Source organism: Phaeobacter sp. JH204B (genome assembly GCF_048055755.1).
Classification (GTDB): Bacteria; Pseudomonadota; Alphaproteobacteria; order Rhodobacterales; family Rhodobacteraceae; genus Phaeobacter; species Phaeobacter bryozoorum.
On the sequence record NZ_JAYMXF010000002.1, the window covers coordinates 51,080 to 68,019 of the forward strand.

The following is a 16,940-nucleotide window of genomic DNA, read 5'->3' on the forward strand; positions in this document are numbered from 1 at the left end:
AAATCCCCTTTTTGGTTATGATTCGCATCATTGGGTTTTCGCTGCCAAGTTCAAGCAGGGCCAATTGGCCGGTGCACAGGGGGGCACAGAGGGTGCACGCATGTCACCCCCGGTTTTGAATGCTTACTTCGCCACCGGTGCGCGTTTCACCAGACCCAGCTGCTCCCGCACGTCCTGCGGCCCCATCACGCGGGCCCCCATGTTCTCGATGATGGTGCCCGCCCGTTCGACCAGCTGCCAGTTTTCCGCCAGCTGCCCTTTGCCGAGCCACAGGTTGTCCTCAAGACCCACCCGCACATTGCCGCCCGCCAACACGGAGGCCGCCACATAGGCCATCTGATCGCGCCCCAGCGAGAACGCCGACCAGTCCCAGTCACCCGGCACATTATTGACCATCGCCATGAAGGTGTTGAGGTCATTGGGCGCGCCCCAGGGGACCCCCATGCACAGCTGGACCAGCGCCGGGCTGTTCAGCACGCCTTCCTTCACCAGCTCCTTGGCGAACCACAGATGACCGGTGTCGAAGGCTTCGATCTCCGGCTTCACCCCCAGATCGGTCATCATCTGGCCCATGGCGCGCAACATGCCCGGCGTGTTGGTCATCACGTAATCGGCCTCGGCGAAGTTCATCGTGCCGCAATCCAGCGTGCAGATCTCCGGCAGGCACTCCGCCACATGCGCCATCCGGGCGGTGGCGCCGATCATATCGGTGCCAGCCTCGCTCAGCGGCAGCGGGTTTTCGGTGTCGCCAAACACCATGTCACCGCCCATGCCCGCTGTCAGGTTCAGCACCACATCGACATCCGCATCGCGGATCCGCTCGGTCACCTCGCGGTACAGATCCAGCCGTCGGCTGGGGGCACCGGTCTCGGGATCACGCACGTGGCAATGCACGATCGCCGCCCCGGCCTTGGCCGCCGCAATCGCGCTATCGGCAATCGCCTGGGGTGATCTGGGCACATGCGGGCTGCGATCCTGGGTGCTGCCAGAGCCGGTCACGGCGCAGGTGATAAAGACGTTTTTGGCCATATTCAGAGGCATTTTGGTTTTCCCCTCGATGTACAGGGTTGTGCCCGAGTTATCCCCAAGCCTGCCCCCAGATTCCTGTTTGTGTTGCTTTCAACAGTGCCGCAGCCTTGGTGCACCCACTAGTCAACATGCGAATCGAACTTGATGAAATCCGCAAAAAACATCCTCCAGCCCGAGAATCAGCCGCTAAAAACCGCTGTTTTGGTGCTTGATGAGAGCAATACGCTGTCCTTCGCCGCTGCCGTCGATCCGATGCGCGCGGCCAATCGGCTGGCAGGTCGCGGCGCATTCGACTGGGACTATGTCACCGCCACCAGCGAGCCTGCGATGCTGACCAGCGGCCTCTCGGTGCCCGGCATCCCGCTGGCCCGGCTGCAAAGCTGCGAATTGCTGATCGTGATCGCCGGCTTCCAGCTCGCGCGGCATGCGACCCCCAGCCTGCTCGCCGGTCTGCGCCGTCTGGCGGCAGGTGGCGCGACCATCGCGGGCATCGACGGCGGCCCCTGGCTGATGGCCGAGGCCGGTCTGCTGGACGGCCACCCCGCGACGACACATTGGGAAGATCTGGACAATTTCGCCAGCCGCTTTCCGGGCGTGCAAAGCCGCAACGATCGCTTCACGCTCTCCGAGGGGCGGATGACCTCCGGCGGGGCGACCCCGGCGATCGAGATGATGCTGCATATCATCGGCAGCCGTCATGGTGCGGGCTTTGCCTCACGCGTGGCCGGTCTGTTCCTCTACGATGGCCCCGGCTCGACCGAACGGCCACAAAGCCGCCTTGGCAGCTCCAGACATTCCTCGCTCACGGCACGGGCCAACGCCCTGATGGAGGCCGCGCTGGACGATCCCAAACCGCTCAGCGAGATTGCCGAGGAACTGGGAACCAGCACCCGCAGCCTGCAACAGCAGTTCCGCCTGCGGCTGAATACGACGCCGCAGGACCATTATCTGCAACTGCGTCTGGCCGAAGCGCGCCGATTGGTGACCGACACCGATCTGCCGATCATGGAGGTCGCGCTGGCCACCGGCTTCAACTCGCAGTCGAGCTTTGCCCGCGCCTTCCGCACCGCCCATGGCATCACCGCGCGCGAACTGCGCCAGACCAGCCTCGCAACCGCCGCAACGCCACGTCTGGCGGCAAGCAAACCGCTGTTCAGCCAAGCCCCCCTGTCGCAGGGCCAGACCTCGCTGCGCCAGAGCGGACCACTGCCACGGCACTCAACCGGTTCTTACTGACTGAGCCTTTTGCAGATCAGAACGGGCGCCCCGGCGGGCGTGCCCGTTCTGCCAGCAGCACCGCCAGATCAATAAGGCATCGGATGGGCGCGATGGGCCGCGTCGATCTCGTCCATCACCTCCGGCGACAGCGTCAGATCATCGCCCGCCAGCGCGTGCTCCAGCTGCGCCAGCGTGGTGGCACCCAGAATGGCCGACGCCATGAACGGCCGGGTATGGCACCAGGCCAGCGCCATATGCACCGGGTCCAGACCATGGCGCGCGGCAATCTCCAGATAGGCAGCTACCGCCGGATAGACCCGCGGCGTATCACGCCCGCCCAGTTCCGGGTTCAGCGTCTTGCGGGAGGCCTCAGGCACCGCACCATCCTGATATTTCCCCGTGAGCAAGCCCGTTGCCAGCGGTGAAAATGCCAGCAGCCCGACGTCCTCATAGGCGCTCAGCTCCGCCAGATCGGTATCGTATAGACGGCACAGCAGCGAGTATTCATTCTGGATCGAGGCCACCCGTGGCCCGCCCGTCTCCTCCGCCAGCCGCAGCCAGTGCGCCGTGCCCCAGGCGCTTTCGTTGGACAGACCAAAGGCGCGGATATTGCCCTTGTCCACCTGCGCTTTCAGCGCCTCCAGGCAGCCGGCCATATTGTCCAGCACCTCGGCCCGGTCATCGCCACCCGGATCATATTGCCAGTTCTTGCGGAACATGTAGCTGCCCCGATTGGGCCAGTGAAACTGATAGAGGTCGATGTAATCCGTCTGCAGCCGCCGCAGCGATCCCTCGATGGTGGCCGGAATGGTCTCTGTGGTGATCGCAGCGCCATCGCGCACCGCCTGCAACCCCTCGCCGGAATGTTTGGTCGCCAGGATGTAATCCCCGCGCCGCCCGCTGCGGGCATTCCAATTGCCGATGATCGCCTCGCTGTCCCCGATCGTCTCGGCGCTGATCGGATTCACCGGGTACATCTCGGCGGTATCCAGAAAATTCACCCCCGCCGCCAGCGCCAGGTCGATCTGCGCATGGGCGTCAGACTCATCCGTCTGGGTGCCAAAGGTCATGGTGCCAAGACAGATACGCGACACCTCCATACCGGTGCGGCCAAGCGGGTTCTTTTTCATTTCGCGCAGATCCTTCGTGTTGCAACTCGCAACAGACCCTAGCCCACCCGCGGCCCAGTGCAACCAGATCGCCTCCGTCGTGCATCAGGGCGTTAACCTTTCATGCACAATCCAGACGTGAAACACGATGGATATGATATGATTAAAATTGTCGCAAATCTAGAAAAGGAGAGTGACAACATGACGTTCTCTATGTCCAAAAGCTACAAAGACCTGATCGCAGAAGCTGAAGCCATCGTGGTGTCGATTTCCCCGGCAGAGGCGGCAGATCTGCATGGCCGTGACGACAGCCTGTTTGTCGACCTGCGGGTAATCCGCGAAGTTGAACGCACCGGCGTCATCCCCGGCGCCCTGTCCTGCCCGCGCGGCCTGATGGAGTTCTGGATTGATCCCTCCAGCCCCTACCACAAACCGGTCTTTGCCGAGGATCGGGCCTTCATCTTCTATTGTGACAACGGATGGCGGTCGGCCCTGGCTGCCAGCACCGCGCTGGAAATGGGATTGCAGCGGGTGGTCTTTTTGAAAGGCGGCTTTGATGCCTGGATCGCCGACGGGGGCGATGCCATCCCTTACAAGTGGTAAATACCGGCTGATACCGGACAAGCGGTGCTTGTCACCCCGCGCAAAACCCGGCAGCCTGTGCCTCTGACAGCCAGAGGGAGCACAGCATGCCGCAAACCATCACAAAAGGCGTCAAGGCGCTCCTTGACGAGGCCAACGCCGTCGTGGACACCATGTCCGTGGAGACCGCAAAAGAGGCCATCCATGATGACGCCTATGCCTTCATCGACCTGCGCGATATCCGCGAATTGCAGGCCAGCGGCATGATTCCAGGCGCCTTTTCCTGCCCGCGCGGGATGCTGGAATTCTGGATCGACCCGGACAGCCCCTACCACAAACCGGTGTTCAATCAGGACAAGACCTATGTCTTCTACTGTGCCAGCGCCTGGCGCTCCGCGCTGGCCGCCAAGGCGGCGATGGAGATGGGGCTCGGACCGGTGATGCACCTTGAGGGCGGCTTTACCGCATGGAGCAAGGCCGGCGGCGAAATCGCCCAGCGCGACGACTGACCCGCAGCCCACCTGCGCCGGAACGACCTGCACCGGAATAACCCGCGCCTGACAGGCCTGCGCGGCAAATCTGCCGCGCCGCTGCACAATACGACATTCCTGACCGGCAAATGTCGGAAACACCCGTGCAATCCCGCGGCGCAGCGGTCATGACTGGCCATTATGCGGATGATGATTTCCTTTGCGGCGCTGTTTCTTTCGGTGATCCTGTTGCAACTGTCGACCGGCGGCGTTGGCCCGCTGGACGCGATCTCTGGCCTGACGCTTGGCTTTGACAAGGAGCAGATCGGCTTTCTCGGCTCGGCGCATTTCCTTGGCTTTTTTGTCGGCTGCTGGTGGGTGCCGCGCCTGATGGGCAATGTCGGCCACAGCCGCGCCTTTGCCGTCTGTACCGCGCTCGGCGCCATGGGGCTGATCGGCCATACCCTGACCGAGGATCCAATGGCCTGGGCCGTGATGCGCATGGCCTCCGGCCTCTGCGTTGCGGGCTGCTACACGGTGATCGAAGCCTGGCTGAACGCCAAGGTCACCAATGAAAGCCGTGGCCGCGCCATGGGCACCTACCGGATCGCGGATCTCTCCGCCTCGCTCGCGGCACAGCTACTGATCGCGGTGCTGCCGCCAGCCTCCTACGTGTCCTACAACCTGCTGGCCATCCTCTGCTGTGCCGCGCTGCTGCCACTCACCATGACCAAGGCGAGCCAGCCGGAGATCCCCGACGCCCCGCGCCTGCGCCCGAAACTGGCCTGGGCCTGCTCGCCACTCGCCGTCGCGGGGGTGATCGTCGCCGCGCTCAGTTCAGCCTCCTTCCGTATGGTGGGGCCGATCTACGGTCAGGAGGTCGGTCTGGAGGTCGGCCAGATCGCCTTCTTCCTCGCCACCTTTGTTCTGGGCGGCGCGCTGGCGCAATATCCGCTCGGCTGGCTGGCCGACAAATACGACCGCCGCTGGGTTCTGATCTGGCTGTCGGTGGTGGCGATCCTGTCCTGTGGCGTCACCATGGCGGCCAGCGGCATGGGCACATTGGCGGTGATGGCCTCTGCCGCCTTCTTCGGTTTTACCACCATGCCGATCTTCTCGGTCTCGGCCGCACACGCTAACGACTTTGCCACCTCGCAGCAGCGTGTCGAACTCTCCGCCGCGCTGATGTTCTTCTACGCCCTTGGTGCCATCGCCTCGCCGCTGATCACCTCGGCGCTGATCGAAAACTACGGTCCCGGCGCTTTGTTTGCCTTTGTCGCCGTGGGCCACCTTGGGCTGATCGTCTTTGGCCTGCTGCGGATGCGCGCCCGCCCCGCCCCCGAGGATCGCACACGCTATGTCTATGCGCCGCGCACCTCCTTCACCATAGGCCGCCTGCTGAAACGCTCCCGCGAGCGCCGCTAGCCCGCCGCGACCCGATACGGGAAAATGGCGGCAAAGCGCACCACGGGGTTTTCGGCGGCAGCGCCATGCGCTAGACGGGCCAGCAGAGCTTTAGTTGGATGGATGATATGGCGCGCTTTCTCATTACCTCGGCGATCCCCTATATCAACGGGATCAAGCATCTGGGCAATCTGGTCGGCAGTCAGCTGCCCGCAGATCTCTATGCCCGCTACCAGCGGGCGCGCGGCCATGAGGTGATGTTCCTCTGCGCCACCGACGAACACGGCACCCCCGCCGAACTGGCCGCCGCCAAGGCAGGCAAGCCGGTGGCGGAATACTGTGCCGAAATGCACGAGGTCCAGGCCGGTATTGCCAAGGGGTTTGGCCTCAGCTTTGACCACTTCGGCCGTTCCTCCAGTGCGCAGAACCATGCGCTGACCCAGCATTTCGCAGGCAAGCTGGCCGAACAGGGTCTGATCCGAGAAGTGACCGAAAAACAGGTCTATTCCCACGCCGACGGCCGCTTCCTGCCCGACCGCTATATCGAAGGCACCTGCCCCAACTGCGGCCATGAGAAGGCGCGCGGCGACCAATGCGAGGAATGCACCAAGCAGCTGGACCCGACCGATCTGATCGACCCGCGCTCCGCGATCTCCGGCTCCACCGATCTGGAAGTGCGCGAGACCAAGCACCTGTACCTCTGCCAGTCGCAGCTGAAGGACCAGCTGGATGCCTGGATCGACTCCAAGAAGGACTGGCCGGTCCTCACCACCTCGATTGCCAAGAAATGGCTGCATGACGGCGACGGCCTTCAGGACCGCGGCATTACCCGCGATCTCGACTGGGGTGTCCCGGTCAAGAAAGGCGATGAAGATTGGCCCGGCATGGAGGGCAAGGTGTTCTACGTCTGGTTCGATGCCCCCATCGAATACATCGCCTGCGCCAAGGAATGGGCCGACGCCAACGGCAAGACCGACGCCGATTGGGAACGCTGGTGGCGCACCGACAAGGGCGCTGAGGATGTGAAATACGTCCAGTTCATGGGCAAGGACAACGTCCCCTTCCACACCCTCTCCTTCCCGGCCACCATCCTTGGCTCGGGTGAGCCGTGGAAGATGGTCGACCACCTCAAATCCTTCAACTACCTGAACTATGACGGCGGCCAGTTCTCCACCTCGCAGGGGCGCGGTGTGTTCATGGATCAGGCGCTGGACATCCTGCCCGCCGATTACTGGCGCTGGTGGCTGCTGAGCCATGCGCCGGAAAGCAGTGATTCCGAATTCACCTGGGAGAACTTCCAGCAATCGGTGAACAAGGATCTGGCCGACGTGCTGGGCAACTTTGTCAGCCGCATCACAAAATTCTGCCGCTCCAAATACGGCGAGGCGGTTCCCGCAGGCAATGACTACGGCGAAGCCGAACAGGCGCTGATTGACGAAATCAGCACCCGCGTCACCGCCTATGAGGGCCATATGGCCGCCATGGATGTGCGCAAATCCGCGCAGGAGCTGCGGGCGATCTGGGTCGCAGGCAATGAATACCTGCAATCCGTAGCCCCCTGGTCCGTCTTCAAAACCGACCCCGATCAGGCCGCCGCTCAGGTGCGTCTGGGGCTGAACCTGATCCGGCTCTATGCGGTGCTGTCCGCCCCCTTCATCCCCGACGCGACCGAGCGTCTGCTGGCCGCCCTTCAGACCGAGGATCGCAGCTGGCCCGACGATGTGGCCGCCGCCCTCAGCGCGCTGCCCGCAGGTCATGCCTTCACCGTGCCGGAGGTGCTCTTTGCCAAGATCACCGACGAACAGCGCGAAGACTGGCAGGAGCGCTTCTCTGGCACCCGCGACTGTTCTCAGGGCCGCGCCCCGTGACAAAGACCAAGGCCGCTCCACCGGGAGCGGCCTTTTTCGTCAGATGCGGGCCATTCCGCCCAGCACCGCCACCACCCACACATGCGCGCTGAAAAATATCAAGGCGCGCAAAAAACCTTAATCTGACTAAAAAAGTCAGGTTGACGATTCCGATTAAATCGGTCAGGTTTAGCGCAGTTCAGCCAACCTGTGATTGTGCAGCCAGCCCGACTGATAGCAATTCAACCGAGATCGTCCAGTGTCGTTTCTTCTGCAATTCTTTTCCCTGCGCCACCGCCCCGCCGAGGGTCGGAGCATACCGCACAGCCTGAACGCCTACGGGCTGCCGCGCGGCGATCAGGGGTTTTGCCTGGAGTGGTATCTGGATCGGTCGGAAAACAGAAACGGGTGACCCTGATGAACCAGATGAATTTTGACCACGCCACCACCACGACAACTGCGGCCACCGAAGTCTTCCCAACCTACCACGCCGAGGAACTGGCCCGTGGCGGGAACCAGGCCCGCATTCTGCTCAACGGCCAGATCTACAGCCTGCGGATCACCCGCGCCGGAAAGCTGATCCTGACAAAATGATTTCCAATACTGCAACAGCCGCATCTGCGGTCTCACGGGGCGGGGCCACTGTTGGTCTGCTGACCGACTTGCCCGCCCTGGAAGCCATGGTCGTTCGCCAACTGCGCCACTGGTTCAGCGGGGCCGAAACCCGCATCGCCCTGCGCCACCAGCTGCAAGACCTGCTTGGCCCGGTTCTTGGCCGTCAGACCTATGAGAATTTTGGCCGCCTCTGCAACTTCTGCGTGACCGAAGGCCGCCGCCCGCTGGTGCGCCACGGGATGACCTGCACCTGCCTTGGCGCTGACGAAAACTGCTTTGCCAATCTGGTCGCCGCTGCCGCGCGTGGCGAATATGAGGATGCCAATCTCTTTGCCGCGCTGATCGTGCAGCCCCGACAGGCGCAGCGCGCCACCGTTCTCGCCGCCAAGATCGGCCTGGTACTCGACCAGCTCGCGGATCGGCAGGCCCGCCCCTCCGCGCATCCGGCACCGCTCACCCCGCTGTCGGCAACTCTTCACTGACGGTCCGGCGCCGACCGGCACCCGTCGCTTAACCCGTTCCACTTTACCCGTTTCGACGATCACCTAAGGACCAACCAGATGACATCGCATTTCCTCGCAGGCACCGCTGTTGCAGCGCTCGCCACAGTTGCGGCTCCCGCTTTTGCGGCCGACAAGGCTGAGGTGCTGACCACCTACGCAAATATTGCCCAGGCCAAATACCAGGACAGCCTTGAAACCGCCAAAACCCTGCAAACAGCCGTGGACAGCCTGATCGCTGAACCCTCCGCCGAGGCGCTGGAAGCCGCCCGCAAAGCCTGGCTCGCCGCCCGCGTGCCGTATCAGCAGTCCGAGGTATTCCGCTTTGGCAATGCCATCGTTGACGACTGGGAGGGCAAGGTGAACGCCTGGCCGCTGGATGAAGGCCTGATTGATTATGTCGATGCCAGCTATGGCGGTCCGACCGATGAAAACACCCTCGCCGCGCTGAACATCATCGCCAATCCCAGCTTTGAGCTGTCCGGCACCAGCATCGACGCCAGCACCATCACCCCCGACCTGCTGGAAACCACCCTGCATGAGGCCGACGGCGTCGAGGCCAATGTCGCCACCGGCTATCACGCGATCGAATTCCTGCTCTGGGGGCAGGACCTGAACGGCACCGACCATGGCGCAGGCACCCGCGCCTGGACCGATTTCGCCGCAGGCGAGGACTGCACCAACGGCAACTGCGACCGCCGGGGCGACTACCTGAAGGCGGCGACCGATCTGCTGATCTCCGATCTGCAATGGATGGCCGCGCAATGGGACAGCGAAGGCGAGGCCAGAACCACGCTTCTGTCGGACGAAAACGCAGGCATCACCGCCATGCTGACCGGCATGGGCTCGCTCTCCTACGGCGAGACCGCAGGCGAACGTATGCGCCTTGGCCTGATGCTGAACGACCCCGAGGAAGAGCATGACTGCTTCTCCGACAATACCCACAACAGCCACTACTACGACGGTCTGGGCGTGCAGAATGTCTATCTCGGCGAATATATCCGCGCCGATGGCAGCCTGGTCTCCGGCGCCTCGCTCTCCGATCTGGTGCAGGATATCGACCCGGCGCTGGACGCTGAAATGCGCAGCAAGCTTGCGACCACCATGCGTGCGCTGGGTCAGATCAAAACCGCAGCCGAGGCTGGTTTCTCCTACGACCAGATGCTGGAACAGGGCAATGAGGCCGGCGAGGCGCTGATCATGGGCGGCGTCAACGGTCTGGTCGATCAGACCCGCTCCATCGAACGGGTGGTCACCGCGCTGGACCTCGACGGCGTCGCCATCGAAGGCTCCGACTCGCTCGACAACCCATCGGCGGTTTTCCAGTAACCCCGCAAACACTGCGCCAGCAGCACTGATCAGGCAGGGGCCGCGCATCGCGTGGCCCCTCTATCCGGGGGTCGGCCCGCCAGTCCGCTGCCCCCCGGACCCGCCCCGGCCCACCGGGGCACTTTAGTGCCCCGGCAAGAGTTGATGCCAGCTGCGGTTCCCCCTATCCATGGAAAGGAGGCACAGCGCCCGCCCAAGAAAAGTTGTCCTGCCCGTATGCGAGTTGTCCCGCCGCCCTGCCGTCCGCACCTGCCCTCCCTCGTGGTGGGGCTCAGCCTGATCGCACTGGCCGCGCCGCTTGCGCCCGCCTCGGCAAATCCGCAGGCCACCCCGCTGTCAAAGACCCTCACCGGGGATGTTGCCAATACCACGGCGCGCCAATCCTCCCCCTTTGACATTCTGACTGACGCGCATCTCGCCCCCCTTCCCCGCACCGCCCAGGAACAGACCCGCATCCGCGCCGTCACCCGCCCGGCAGATCAGTTCGACCAGACCGAACCCTATGAGGCCCTGCCCGCAGGGGCCGCCACCGTCCGCGCCCGCACCGATGACGAGGCGTTTTCGCAGCACAGCGCCAATCTCAGCTTTGAGGAAGAGCTGGAATTCAAGCTCGGCAACGGGCTGTTCAAGAAAATCTGGGTCTTCTCCCCCGCCTCCACCCTCGCCTCCGACGGGCTGGGCCCGCTCTACAATTCCCGCGCCTGCCAGCGCTGCCACCTGAAGGACGGGCGCGGCCATGTGCCGGATAGGCCGGACTATGCCTCGACCACGATGTTCCTGCGCGTCTCTGTTCCCGGCCCGGTGCCAGAGCAGATGCAAACCATCGCCGACTATATCGGCACCGCGCCAGAGCCGACCTATGGCGGCCAGATGCAGGATTTCTCCGCCCCCGGCATCGCCCCGGAATACCGCCTCGGCGTCACCTACACCGAAGACACCATCGCACTTGCAGGCGGCGAGACCGCCACCCTGCAACGCCCCGAGTACAGCGCCAATACCCTCGGCTATGGCCCGCTGCACCCCGATGCCATGCTCTCCCCCCGCGTCGCCCCCAGCATGATCGGCCTCGGCCTGCTGGAGGCGATCCCGGCCGCCGACATTCTGGCGGGCGCCGACGAGGATGACAGCAACGGCGACGGCATTTCCGGGCGCGCCAATCTGGTCTGGTCGGTGGAACACAACCAGATCATGCTCGGCCGCTTTGGCTACAAGGCCGGGCAGCCCACGGTGCATGAACAATCCGCCGCCGCCTTCTCCGGCGATATCGGCATCTCCACGCCGCTGTTTCCGGCCCATGCAGGCGATTGCACCACCGCGCAGACCAGCTGCCGCAGCGCGCCCCATGGCGGCGCGGACATCCGCGAGACCGAGATCGACCAGCCCAATATGGATCTGGTCACCTTCTACAACCGCAACCTCGGCGTGCCAGCGCGCCGCACCCCGGAAGACCCCGCCGTGCTGCGCGGCAAGGCGCAGTTCTACGGCGCAGGCTGCACCAGCTGTCATACACCGAAATTCGTCACCAACCGGCTGGAGGCGCAACCCGCGCAGAGCTTCCAGCTGATCTGGCCCTATAGCGACCTCTTGCTGCATGACATGGGCGACGGCCTTGCCGACAACCGCCCCGAAGCCCGCGCCACCGGGCGCGAATGGCGCACCGCGCCGCTCTGGGGGCTGGGGCTGGTGCAGCAGGTCAATCCCCGCGCAGGTTTCCTGCATGATGGTCGCGCCCGCACCCTGCTGGAGGCAATCCTCTGGCATGGCGGCGAAGCCCAATCCGCCCGAGACACCGTGGTGGGCCTTGCGCCCGAAGACCGCGCCGATCTGATCCGCTTTCTGGAGTCGCTCTGATGCCCGCATCCCCCAACGCCACCCCCGCGCCATCGCGCCGCTACCGCGCGCTCCTCACCGGTCTCGCTCTGGCCGCAACCCTTGGCGCAACCCTCCCCGCGCCGCCGCTGCTGGCCCAGACCGCGCCGCCGCTTCAGATCACCGCGCCGGAGCTGCCGCCCGCGTCGCTCAGCCGCGCGCTTCAGGTGGACTGGATCCTGACCCACCACATCCTCCCCGGCTTTGACGAGCTGGCCGCCCGCAGCGCCACCCTGGCCGAGGTCAGCGCCCGCCACTGCACCCCGGATGATCCGGCCCTGCGCGATGCCTTTGGCCGTGCCTTTGATGCCTGGATCAAAGTCAGCCATCTGCGCTTTGGTCCCACCGAAACCGACAATCGTGCCTTTGCCCTCGCCTTCTGGCCCGACAGCCGCAACAAGATCCCCGGCACCCTGCGCCGCGCCGTCACCGAAACCCCGCGCGAAGAGCTGACCACCCCCGAGATCTTTGCCAGCCAATCGGTGGCCCTGCGCGGGTTCTATGCGCTGGAATATCTGCTGTTCGATGCGGACATGCAGACCGAAGGCAGCGCCGCACAACGCTGCGCGTTGGTGGCCGCCATCACCAGCGATATCGCCCGCACCAGTGCCGCGATCCGCAACGACTGGCACAACAGCTATGCCGCAACGCTGGTGACCGCCGGGCCGGGCTATCGCTACCGGTCCCAGGCGGAAATCCGGCAGGAGCTGTTCAAAACCCTCACCACCGGGTTTCAGGTGCTCTCCGACATGCGGCTGGGCCGTCCGCTGGGCCAGTTCGACGCCCCCCGCCCCAACCGCGCCGAGGCCCGCCGCTCAGCCCGCAGCCAGCGCCATATCGCGCTGAACCTCGCCGCGATGGAACCGCTTGCCCTTGCCCTTGCGGCGGGCGACCCCGCGCTGATGCAGGATATCGACGCAGGCTTTGCCAAGGCGCTGAAACGCGCCTCCGCGCTGGACGATCCGTCCCTGGCCGGGGTTGCCGATCCCGCCCGCCGCTTTCGCATCGAAGCCCTACAGCAGGATATCAACGACCTGCGCGACCTGATCTCCACCCGGCTGGGCGCGGCCCTTGGCGTCACTGCCGGGTTCAACTCGCTCGACGGGGACTGATCCATGGCAGGCCCCTCCCGTCGCGGCTTTCTCGCCGGTCTACTCGCCGCAGGCATGGCCCCGCATGCCAGCTGGGCCGACCTTGGCCACCCGGCCTATCTCGCCGCCGGTAAACCCCCCGATGGCAGCTTCCTCCTCGCCGGTCTGGACCGCAGCGGCGCCATCCTGTTCCGCCACGCCCTGCCCGCCCGTGGCCATGCCGCAGCCGCACACCCGAGCCGCCCCGAAGCCGTCGCCTTTGCCCGCCGCCCCGGTCAGTTCGCGGATGTGATCGACTGCCGCAACGGCGCGGCACTGGCGCGGCTGACGCCACCGACCGGGCATCATTTCTACGGCCACGGCGTCTTCTCACCGGACGGCGCCTATCTGTTCACCACCGAAAACGCCTATGAAAGTGGCGATGGTCGCATCGGGATCTGGGACGCCAGCGCGGGCTACCGCCGCATTGGCGATCATGCCTCCGGCGGGATCGGACCGCATGATATCCGCCTGCGCACCAGCCCTGACGGCCAGCACAGTCTGGTGGTGGCCAACGGCGGCATCCAGACCCACCCCGACAGCGGCCGCGCAAAGCTGAACCTCGCAACAATGCAGCCCAACCTCAGCTACCTCAGCCTTGATGGCACCCTGGACGATCAGCTGATCCTGAACGCCGACATGCGCCTGAACTCGATCCGCCACCTTGCCATCAGCGCCTCCGGCACCGTCGGCTTTGCGATGCAGTGGCAGGGCGATGCCGGCGCCGATCTGCCAATCATCGGCCTGCACAATCCCGGCTCCGCCCCCCGCCTGATGGCCGAGGATGACCCCCGCCTGCGCAATCTTGATGGCTATGGCGGCTCCCTCGCCTTTTCCCGTGATGGAACACAGATCGCCGTCACCTCGCCACGCGGCGGCGTGGTGCAGATCGCCGACTGCGCCAGCGGCGCGCTGCTGCATGAGGTCCGGCTGGCCGACGTCTGCGGACTCACTGGCGCGGGCGCGGGCTTTATCGTGACCACCGGCGCCGGTGAGGTCAGCACGATCCGCGACGGCACGCTGACCCATCTGGGCCGGGCCGATCTCGCCTGGGACAATCATCTGGTTCCAATCCCCTGACGCGCCCCAGCAGAAAGCAAAACGAAAGCAAAACGAAAATAACTCGTGACTTTTCGCAATCGAAGGCCTAGATAAGCCTGCGAGAGGACTGGCTATGGACGCAACCGAAAGACAAACGGCAATTCTGGACCTGCTGACCCGGCAGGACCGGGTCGAGGTCGAGGACCTCGCCCAGCGCTTTGGCGTCTCATTACAAACCATCCGCACCGACCTGCGCGATCTGGCCGCCCGTGGCGCACTCTCCCGCGTACACGGCGGCGCGGTGCGCAGCAGCAGTGGCGCCAGCCGCGACTACGCCGAACGGCGCAAGCTGAACGCCCGCGGCAAACGCGCCATGGCGGCCCTTGCCGCTGATCTGATCCCTGACAATTGCGCCATCACCCTCAATATCGGCACCTCCACCGAACAGGTCGCGCGCGCGCTCTCCGGCCATCGCGGCCTCACGGTCCTCTCCAATAATATCAACATTATCAATATGATGATGGAGGATGAGAGTAAGGAATTGATACTTGTCGGCGGTGCCATCCGGCAAAGCGATGGCGCCATCGTGGGCGAGGACGCGCTGGAATTTATCGCCCGCTACAAGGTCGATATCGCCGTTATCGGCGCTTCGGCCATGGACGCCGACGGTGCCATTCTCGACCATGATGCACGCGAAGTCTCGGTTGCCCGCGCCATCCTGAAGAACGCCCGCAAACGGGTGTTGGTCTGCGACGGCAGCAAGTTCGAGCGCACCGCCCCGGTCCGCATCTGCGATGTTGCCGATCTTGACGTGGTGATCACCGACCGCCCCGTCCCCCCTGAATTTTCCCGCGCAGCCGAGGCTGCGGACACGCAAATCCTCTGGGTTGGCGAAAACGAAAGTAGCGAAAATGCCTGATACTCACGCGCAAGACCAGATCACCGATCTTTTCATCATCGGCGGCGGCATCAACGGCTGCGGCATCGCCCGCGACGCCGCAGGGCGCGGCCTGTCGGTGGCGCTGGCCGAAATGAACGACCTCGCCTCCGCCACCTCCTCGGCCTCCACCAAACTGTTCCACGGCGGCCTGCGCTACCTTGAATACTTCGAATTCCGTCTGGTCCGCGAGGCGCTGATCGAACGCGAGGTGCTGCTGAAGGCGATGCCGCATATCTCCTGGCCGATGCGCTTTGTCCTGCCCTTCCACAAGGACATGCGCTTTGACAACACCACGCCGACGTCGAAACTGCTGACCACCTTTCTGCCGTGGATGAAGGGCCGCCGCCCCGCCTGGCTGATCCGCCTTGGCCTTTTCATGTACGACAGCCTCGGCAAACGCGGCATCCTGCCCGGCACCTCCAAACTGGATCTCGCCAGCGACCCCGCAGGCCGCCCGCTGGACCCGAAGTTCAAGACCGCCTTTGAATATTCCGACTGCTGGATTGAAGACGCCCGTCTTGTGGTGCTGAATGCCCGCGACGCCGAGGCCCGCGGCGCCGAGATCATGACCCGCACTAAGGTCACCGGCGCCCGGCGTGGCGATGACCACTGGGTGATCCAGCTTCAGGATATCGCCACCGGCGAGACCTTCGAACGGCGCGCAAAGATGCTGGTCAATGCCGGCGGCCCATGGGTTGCCGATGTGCTGCGCCAGAAACTGGGCCAGAACAGCCGCGAAAGCGTACGGCTGGTGCGCGGCAGCCATATCGTGGTCCCGAAGCTCTACGATCACGGGCGCTGCTATTTCTTTCAGGGCACCGATGGCCGCATCATCTTCGCGATTCCCTACGAAGAGGACTACACGCTGATCGGCACCACCGATGCCGACCACCCGGATCCCGAAACCGCCCCGACCTGCACGCCCGAGGAGCAGGATTACCTGATCAATTTCGCCTCGCAGTATTTCGCCAATCCGCTCAGCCGTGACGATATCGTCTGGACCTATTCCGGCGTGCGTCCGCTTTATGACGATGGTGCCAGCTCGGCCACCGCTGCCACGCGCGAATACGTGCTGACGCTGGACAACACTGCCGCGCCGCTGCTGAATGTCTTTGGCGGCAAGATCACCACGTACCGCAAACTGGCCGAGGCCGCGCTGGAGAAAATCGGCACCCAGTTTCCCGACCTCCCCCGCGACTGGACCGCAGGTGTCGCCCTGCCCGGCGGCGATTTCCCGGTCGGCGATGTGGCGAAACTCACCGCGAAACTGGCGCAGGACTATCCCTTCCTCAGCCCCTACGCGACCCGCCGCCTGATCCGCGCCTATGGCACCGAGGCCTGGGACGTATTGGGCGAGGCAACCTCAGCCGAGGATCTTGGCCAGGCTTTTGGCGCCACCATCACCGCGCGTGAACTCGACTGGACCATTGCCCGCGAATGGGTCCGCACCGGCGAGGATTACCTCCTGCGCCGCACCAAACTCGCCCTGCGCCTGACCGAGGAGGAGCGCGCCGCGGTTGACGGCTATATCCGTGCAAGGGCCGCCGATCTGACCGCCTGAGGGCCAGTTGCAGAGCAGGCGCGCCTCAGCTCGTTTCAGCCTGCGCGGCTTAACCCTGCGGCAACACCTCCCAGCCCTATGCGCCCGCAGCCTGCGCAACGCCTACAAAAAGTATCAGCCCCCCTGTCCGATTGTTTCGCACGCGAAACATTTGGTCAGAGGGGCTGACATTGTTGGCAGCAAGAGCGGCAATGCCCGGGGTGAGCAAGCGTTGCCATATTCCTTCGGTCAACAATCCGCAGCGGCCTTCGTCCGGCGCGGCCTGCCGGTGCTATGTCCCGGCACGACCCAAGGAT

At 64.4% G+C, this 16,940-nt stretch carries 15 protein-coding genes; 13 read left to right on the forward strand and 2 right to left on the reverse strand.

The genetic code is table 11. The annotated features are described in order from the left end of the window. Positions 1 to 123 precede the first annotated feature (123 nt). Positions 124 to 1,041, reverse strand: coding sequence for a 3-keto-5-aminohexanoate cleavage protein (locus VXL81_RS00265; RefSeq protein ID WP_416552415.1), 918 nt, complete (start codon positions 1,039 to 1,041; stop codon positions 124 to 126). 132 nt (positions 1,042 to 1,173) lie between these two features. On the opposite strand from VXL81_RS00265, the gene VXL81_RS00270 reads away from it, so the two are divergent. Next, positions 1,174 to 2,265 (forward strand): GlxA family transcriptional regulator, encoded by a 1,092-nt coding sequence (locus tag VXL81_RS00270; RefSeq protein WP_260114364.1) that lies wholly within the window; start codon positions 1,174 to 1,176, stop codon positions 2,263 to 2,265. A gap of 68 nt (positions 2,266 to 2,333) precedes the next feature. Here the strand turns inward: VXL81_RS00270 and VXL81_RS00275 are convergent, their stop codons facing one another. Further along, positions 2,334 to 3,377 carry an aldo/keto reductase gene (locus tag VXL81_RS00275; RefSeq protein ID WP_416552417.1) on the reverse strand — a complete coding sequence of 348 codons (1,044 nt, stop codon included), beginning with the start codon at positions 3,375 to 3,377 and terminating at the stop codon, positions 2,334 to 2,336. A 180-nt stretch (positions 3,378 to 3,557) separates the two neighbouring features. On the opposite strand from VXL81_RS00275, the gene VXL81_RS00280 reads away from it, so the two are divergent. From VXL81_RS00280 to glpD, 12 genes are all read left to right on the forward strand, one after another. Beyond that, a complete protein-coding gene (locus tag VXL81_RS00280) occupies positions 3,558 to 3,959 on the forward strand; it encodes a rhodanese-like domain-containing protein (RefSeq protein WP_340544911.1) in 402 nt (133 codons plus the stop codon). Positions 3,960 to 4,045: 86 nt separating this feature from the next. Continuing rightward, positions 4,046 to 4,447, forward strand: coding sequence for a rhodanese-like domain-containing protein (locus tag VXL81_RS00285; RefSeq protein WP_416539295.1), 402 nt, complete (start codon positions 4,046 to 4,048; stop codon positions 4,445 to 4,447). Between the two features lie 162 nt (positions 4,448 to 4,609). Next, the gene (locus VXL81_RS00290) at positions 4,610 to 5,833 is read left to right on the forward strand and encodes an MFS transporter (RefSeq protein WP_340544909.1); all 1,224 of its coding nucleotides are present in this window, start codon (positions 4,610 to 4,612) and stop codon (positions 5,831 to 5,833) included. Between the two features lie 107 nt (positions 5,834 to 5,940). Then, positions 5,941 to 7,680, forward strand: coding sequence for a methionine--tRNA ligase (gene metG, locus VXL81_RS00295; RefSeq protein ID WP_416552419.1), 1,740 nt, complete (start codon positions 5,941 to 5,943; stop codon positions 7,678 to 7,680). A gap of 405 nt (positions 7,681 to 8,085) precedes the next feature. Further along, a complete protein-coding gene (gene hemP / locus VXL81_RS00300; RefSeq protein ID WP_317961085.1) occupies positions 8,086 to 8,253 on the forward strand; it encodes a hemin uptake protein HemP in 168 nt (55 codons plus the stop codon). Further along, positions 8,250 to 8,756, forward strand: a complete 507-nt coding sequence (locus VXL81_RS00305) for a hypothetical protein (protein WP_416552421.1) — start codon at positions 8,250 to 8,252, stop codon at positions 8,754 to 8,756. Before hemP ends, VXL81_RS00305 begins: the two co-directional genes overlap by 4 nt. Positions 8,757 to 8,834: 78 nt before the next feature. Beyond that, positions 8,835 to 10,103, forward strand: coding sequence for an imelysin family protein (locus VXL81_RS00310; RefSeq protein ID WP_416552423.1), 1,269 nt, complete (start codon positions 8,835 to 8,837; stop codon positions 10,101 to 10,103). 216 nt (positions 10,104 to 10,319) lie between these two features. Continuing rightward, a complete protein-coding gene (locus VXL81_RS00315; RefSeq protein WP_416552425.1) occupies positions 10,320 to 11,954 on the forward strand; it encodes a di-heme oxidoredictase family protein in 1,635 nt (544 codons plus the stop codon). Then, entirely contained in the window at positions 11,954 to 13,084 is a 1,131-nt protein-coding gene (locus tag VXL81_RS00320) for an imelysin family protein (protein ID WP_416552427.1), read from the forward strand. Before VXL81_RS00315 ends, VXL81_RS00320 begins: the two co-directional genes overlap by 1 nt. Before the next feature lie 3 nt (positions 13,085 to 13,087). Further along, positions 13,088 to 14,182, forward strand: a complete 1,095-nt coding sequence (locus VXL81_RS00325; RefSeq protein ID WP_416552429.1) for a DUF1513 domain-containing protein — start codon at positions 13,088 to 13,090, stop codon at positions 14,180 to 14,182. Between the two features lie 94 nt (positions 14,183 to 14,276). Further along, positions 14,277 to 15,062, forward strand: coding sequence for a DeoR/GlpR family DNA-binding transcription regulator (locus tag VXL81_RS00330; RefSeq protein ID WP_416534773.1), 786 nt, complete (start codon positions 14,277 to 14,279; stop codon positions 15,060 to 15,062). Further along, positions 15,055 to 16,644: a glycerol-3-phosphate dehydrogenase gene (gene glpD, locus VXL81_RS00335; RefSeq protein ID WP_416552431.1), complete on the forward strand. Its 1,590-nt coding sequence runs from the start codon at positions 15,055 to 15,057 to the stop codon at positions 16,642 to 16,644. The genes VXL81_RS00330 and glpD overlap by 8 nt, the downstream gene beginning before the upstream one ends. Positions 16,645 to 16,940: the final 296 nt, after the last annotated feature.

Bases quoted from the DNA above. Each gene is read 5' to 3' on its own strand.
- VXL81_RS00265 (WP_416552415.1), bottom strand. From the start codon at position 1,041: ATGCCTCTGAATATGGCCAAAAACGTCTTTATCACCTGCGCCGTGACC.
- VXL81_RS00270 (WP_260114364.1), top strand. From the start codon at position 1,174: ATGAAATCCGCAAAAAACATCCTCCAGCCCGAGAATCAGCCGCTAAAA.
- VXL81_RS00275 (WP_416552417.1), bottom strand. From the start codon at position 3,377: ATGAAAAAGAACCCGCTTGGCCGCACCGGTATGGAGGTGTCGCGTATC.
- VXL81_RS00280 (WP_340544911.1), top strand. From the start codon at position 3,558: ATGACGTTCTCTATGTCCAAAAGCTACAAAGACCTGATCGCAGAAGCT.
- VXL81_RS00285 (WP_416539295.1), top strand. From the start codon at position 4,046: ATGCCGCAAACCATCACAAAAGGCGTCAAGGCGCTCCTTGACGAGGCC.
- VXL81_RS00290 (WP_340544909.1), top strand. From the start codon at position 4,610: ATGCGGATGATGATTTCCTTTGCGGCGCTGTTTCTTTCGGTGATCCTG.
- metG (WP_416552419.1), top strand. From the start codon at position 5,941: ATGGCGCGCTTTCTCATTACCTCGGCGATCCCCTATATCAACGGGATC.
- hemP (WP_317961085.1), top strand. From the start codon at position 8,086: ATGAATTTTGACCACGCCACCACCACGACAACTGCGGCCACCGAAGTC.
- VXL81_RS00305 (WP_416552421.1), top strand. From the start codon at position 8,250: ATGATTTCCAATACTGCAACAGCCGCATCTGCGGTCTCACGGGGCGGG.
- VXL81_RS00310 (WP_416552423.1), top strand. From the start codon at position 8,835: ATGACATCGCATTTCCTCGCAGGCACCGCTGTTGCAGCGCTCGCCACA.
- VXL81_RS00315 (WP_416552425.1), top strand. From the start codon at position 10,320: ATGCGAGTTGTCCCGCCGCCCTGCCGTCCGCACCTGCCCTCCCTCGTG.
- VXL81_RS00320 (WP_416552427.1), top strand. From the start codon at position 11,954: ATGCCCGCATCCCCCAACGCCACCCCCGCGCCATCGCGCCGCTACCGC.
- VXL81_RS00325 (WP_416552429.1), top strand. From the start codon at position 13,088: ATGGCAGGCCCCTCCCGTCGCGGCTTTCTCGCCGGTCTACTCGCCGCA.
- VXL81_RS00330 (WP_416534773.1), top strand. From the start codon at position 14,277: ATGGACGCAACCGAAAGACAAACGGCAATTCTGGACCTGCTGACCCGG.
- glpD (WP_416552431.1), top strand. From the start codon at position 15,055: ATGCCTGATACTCACGCGCAAGACCAGATCACCGATCTTTTCATCATC.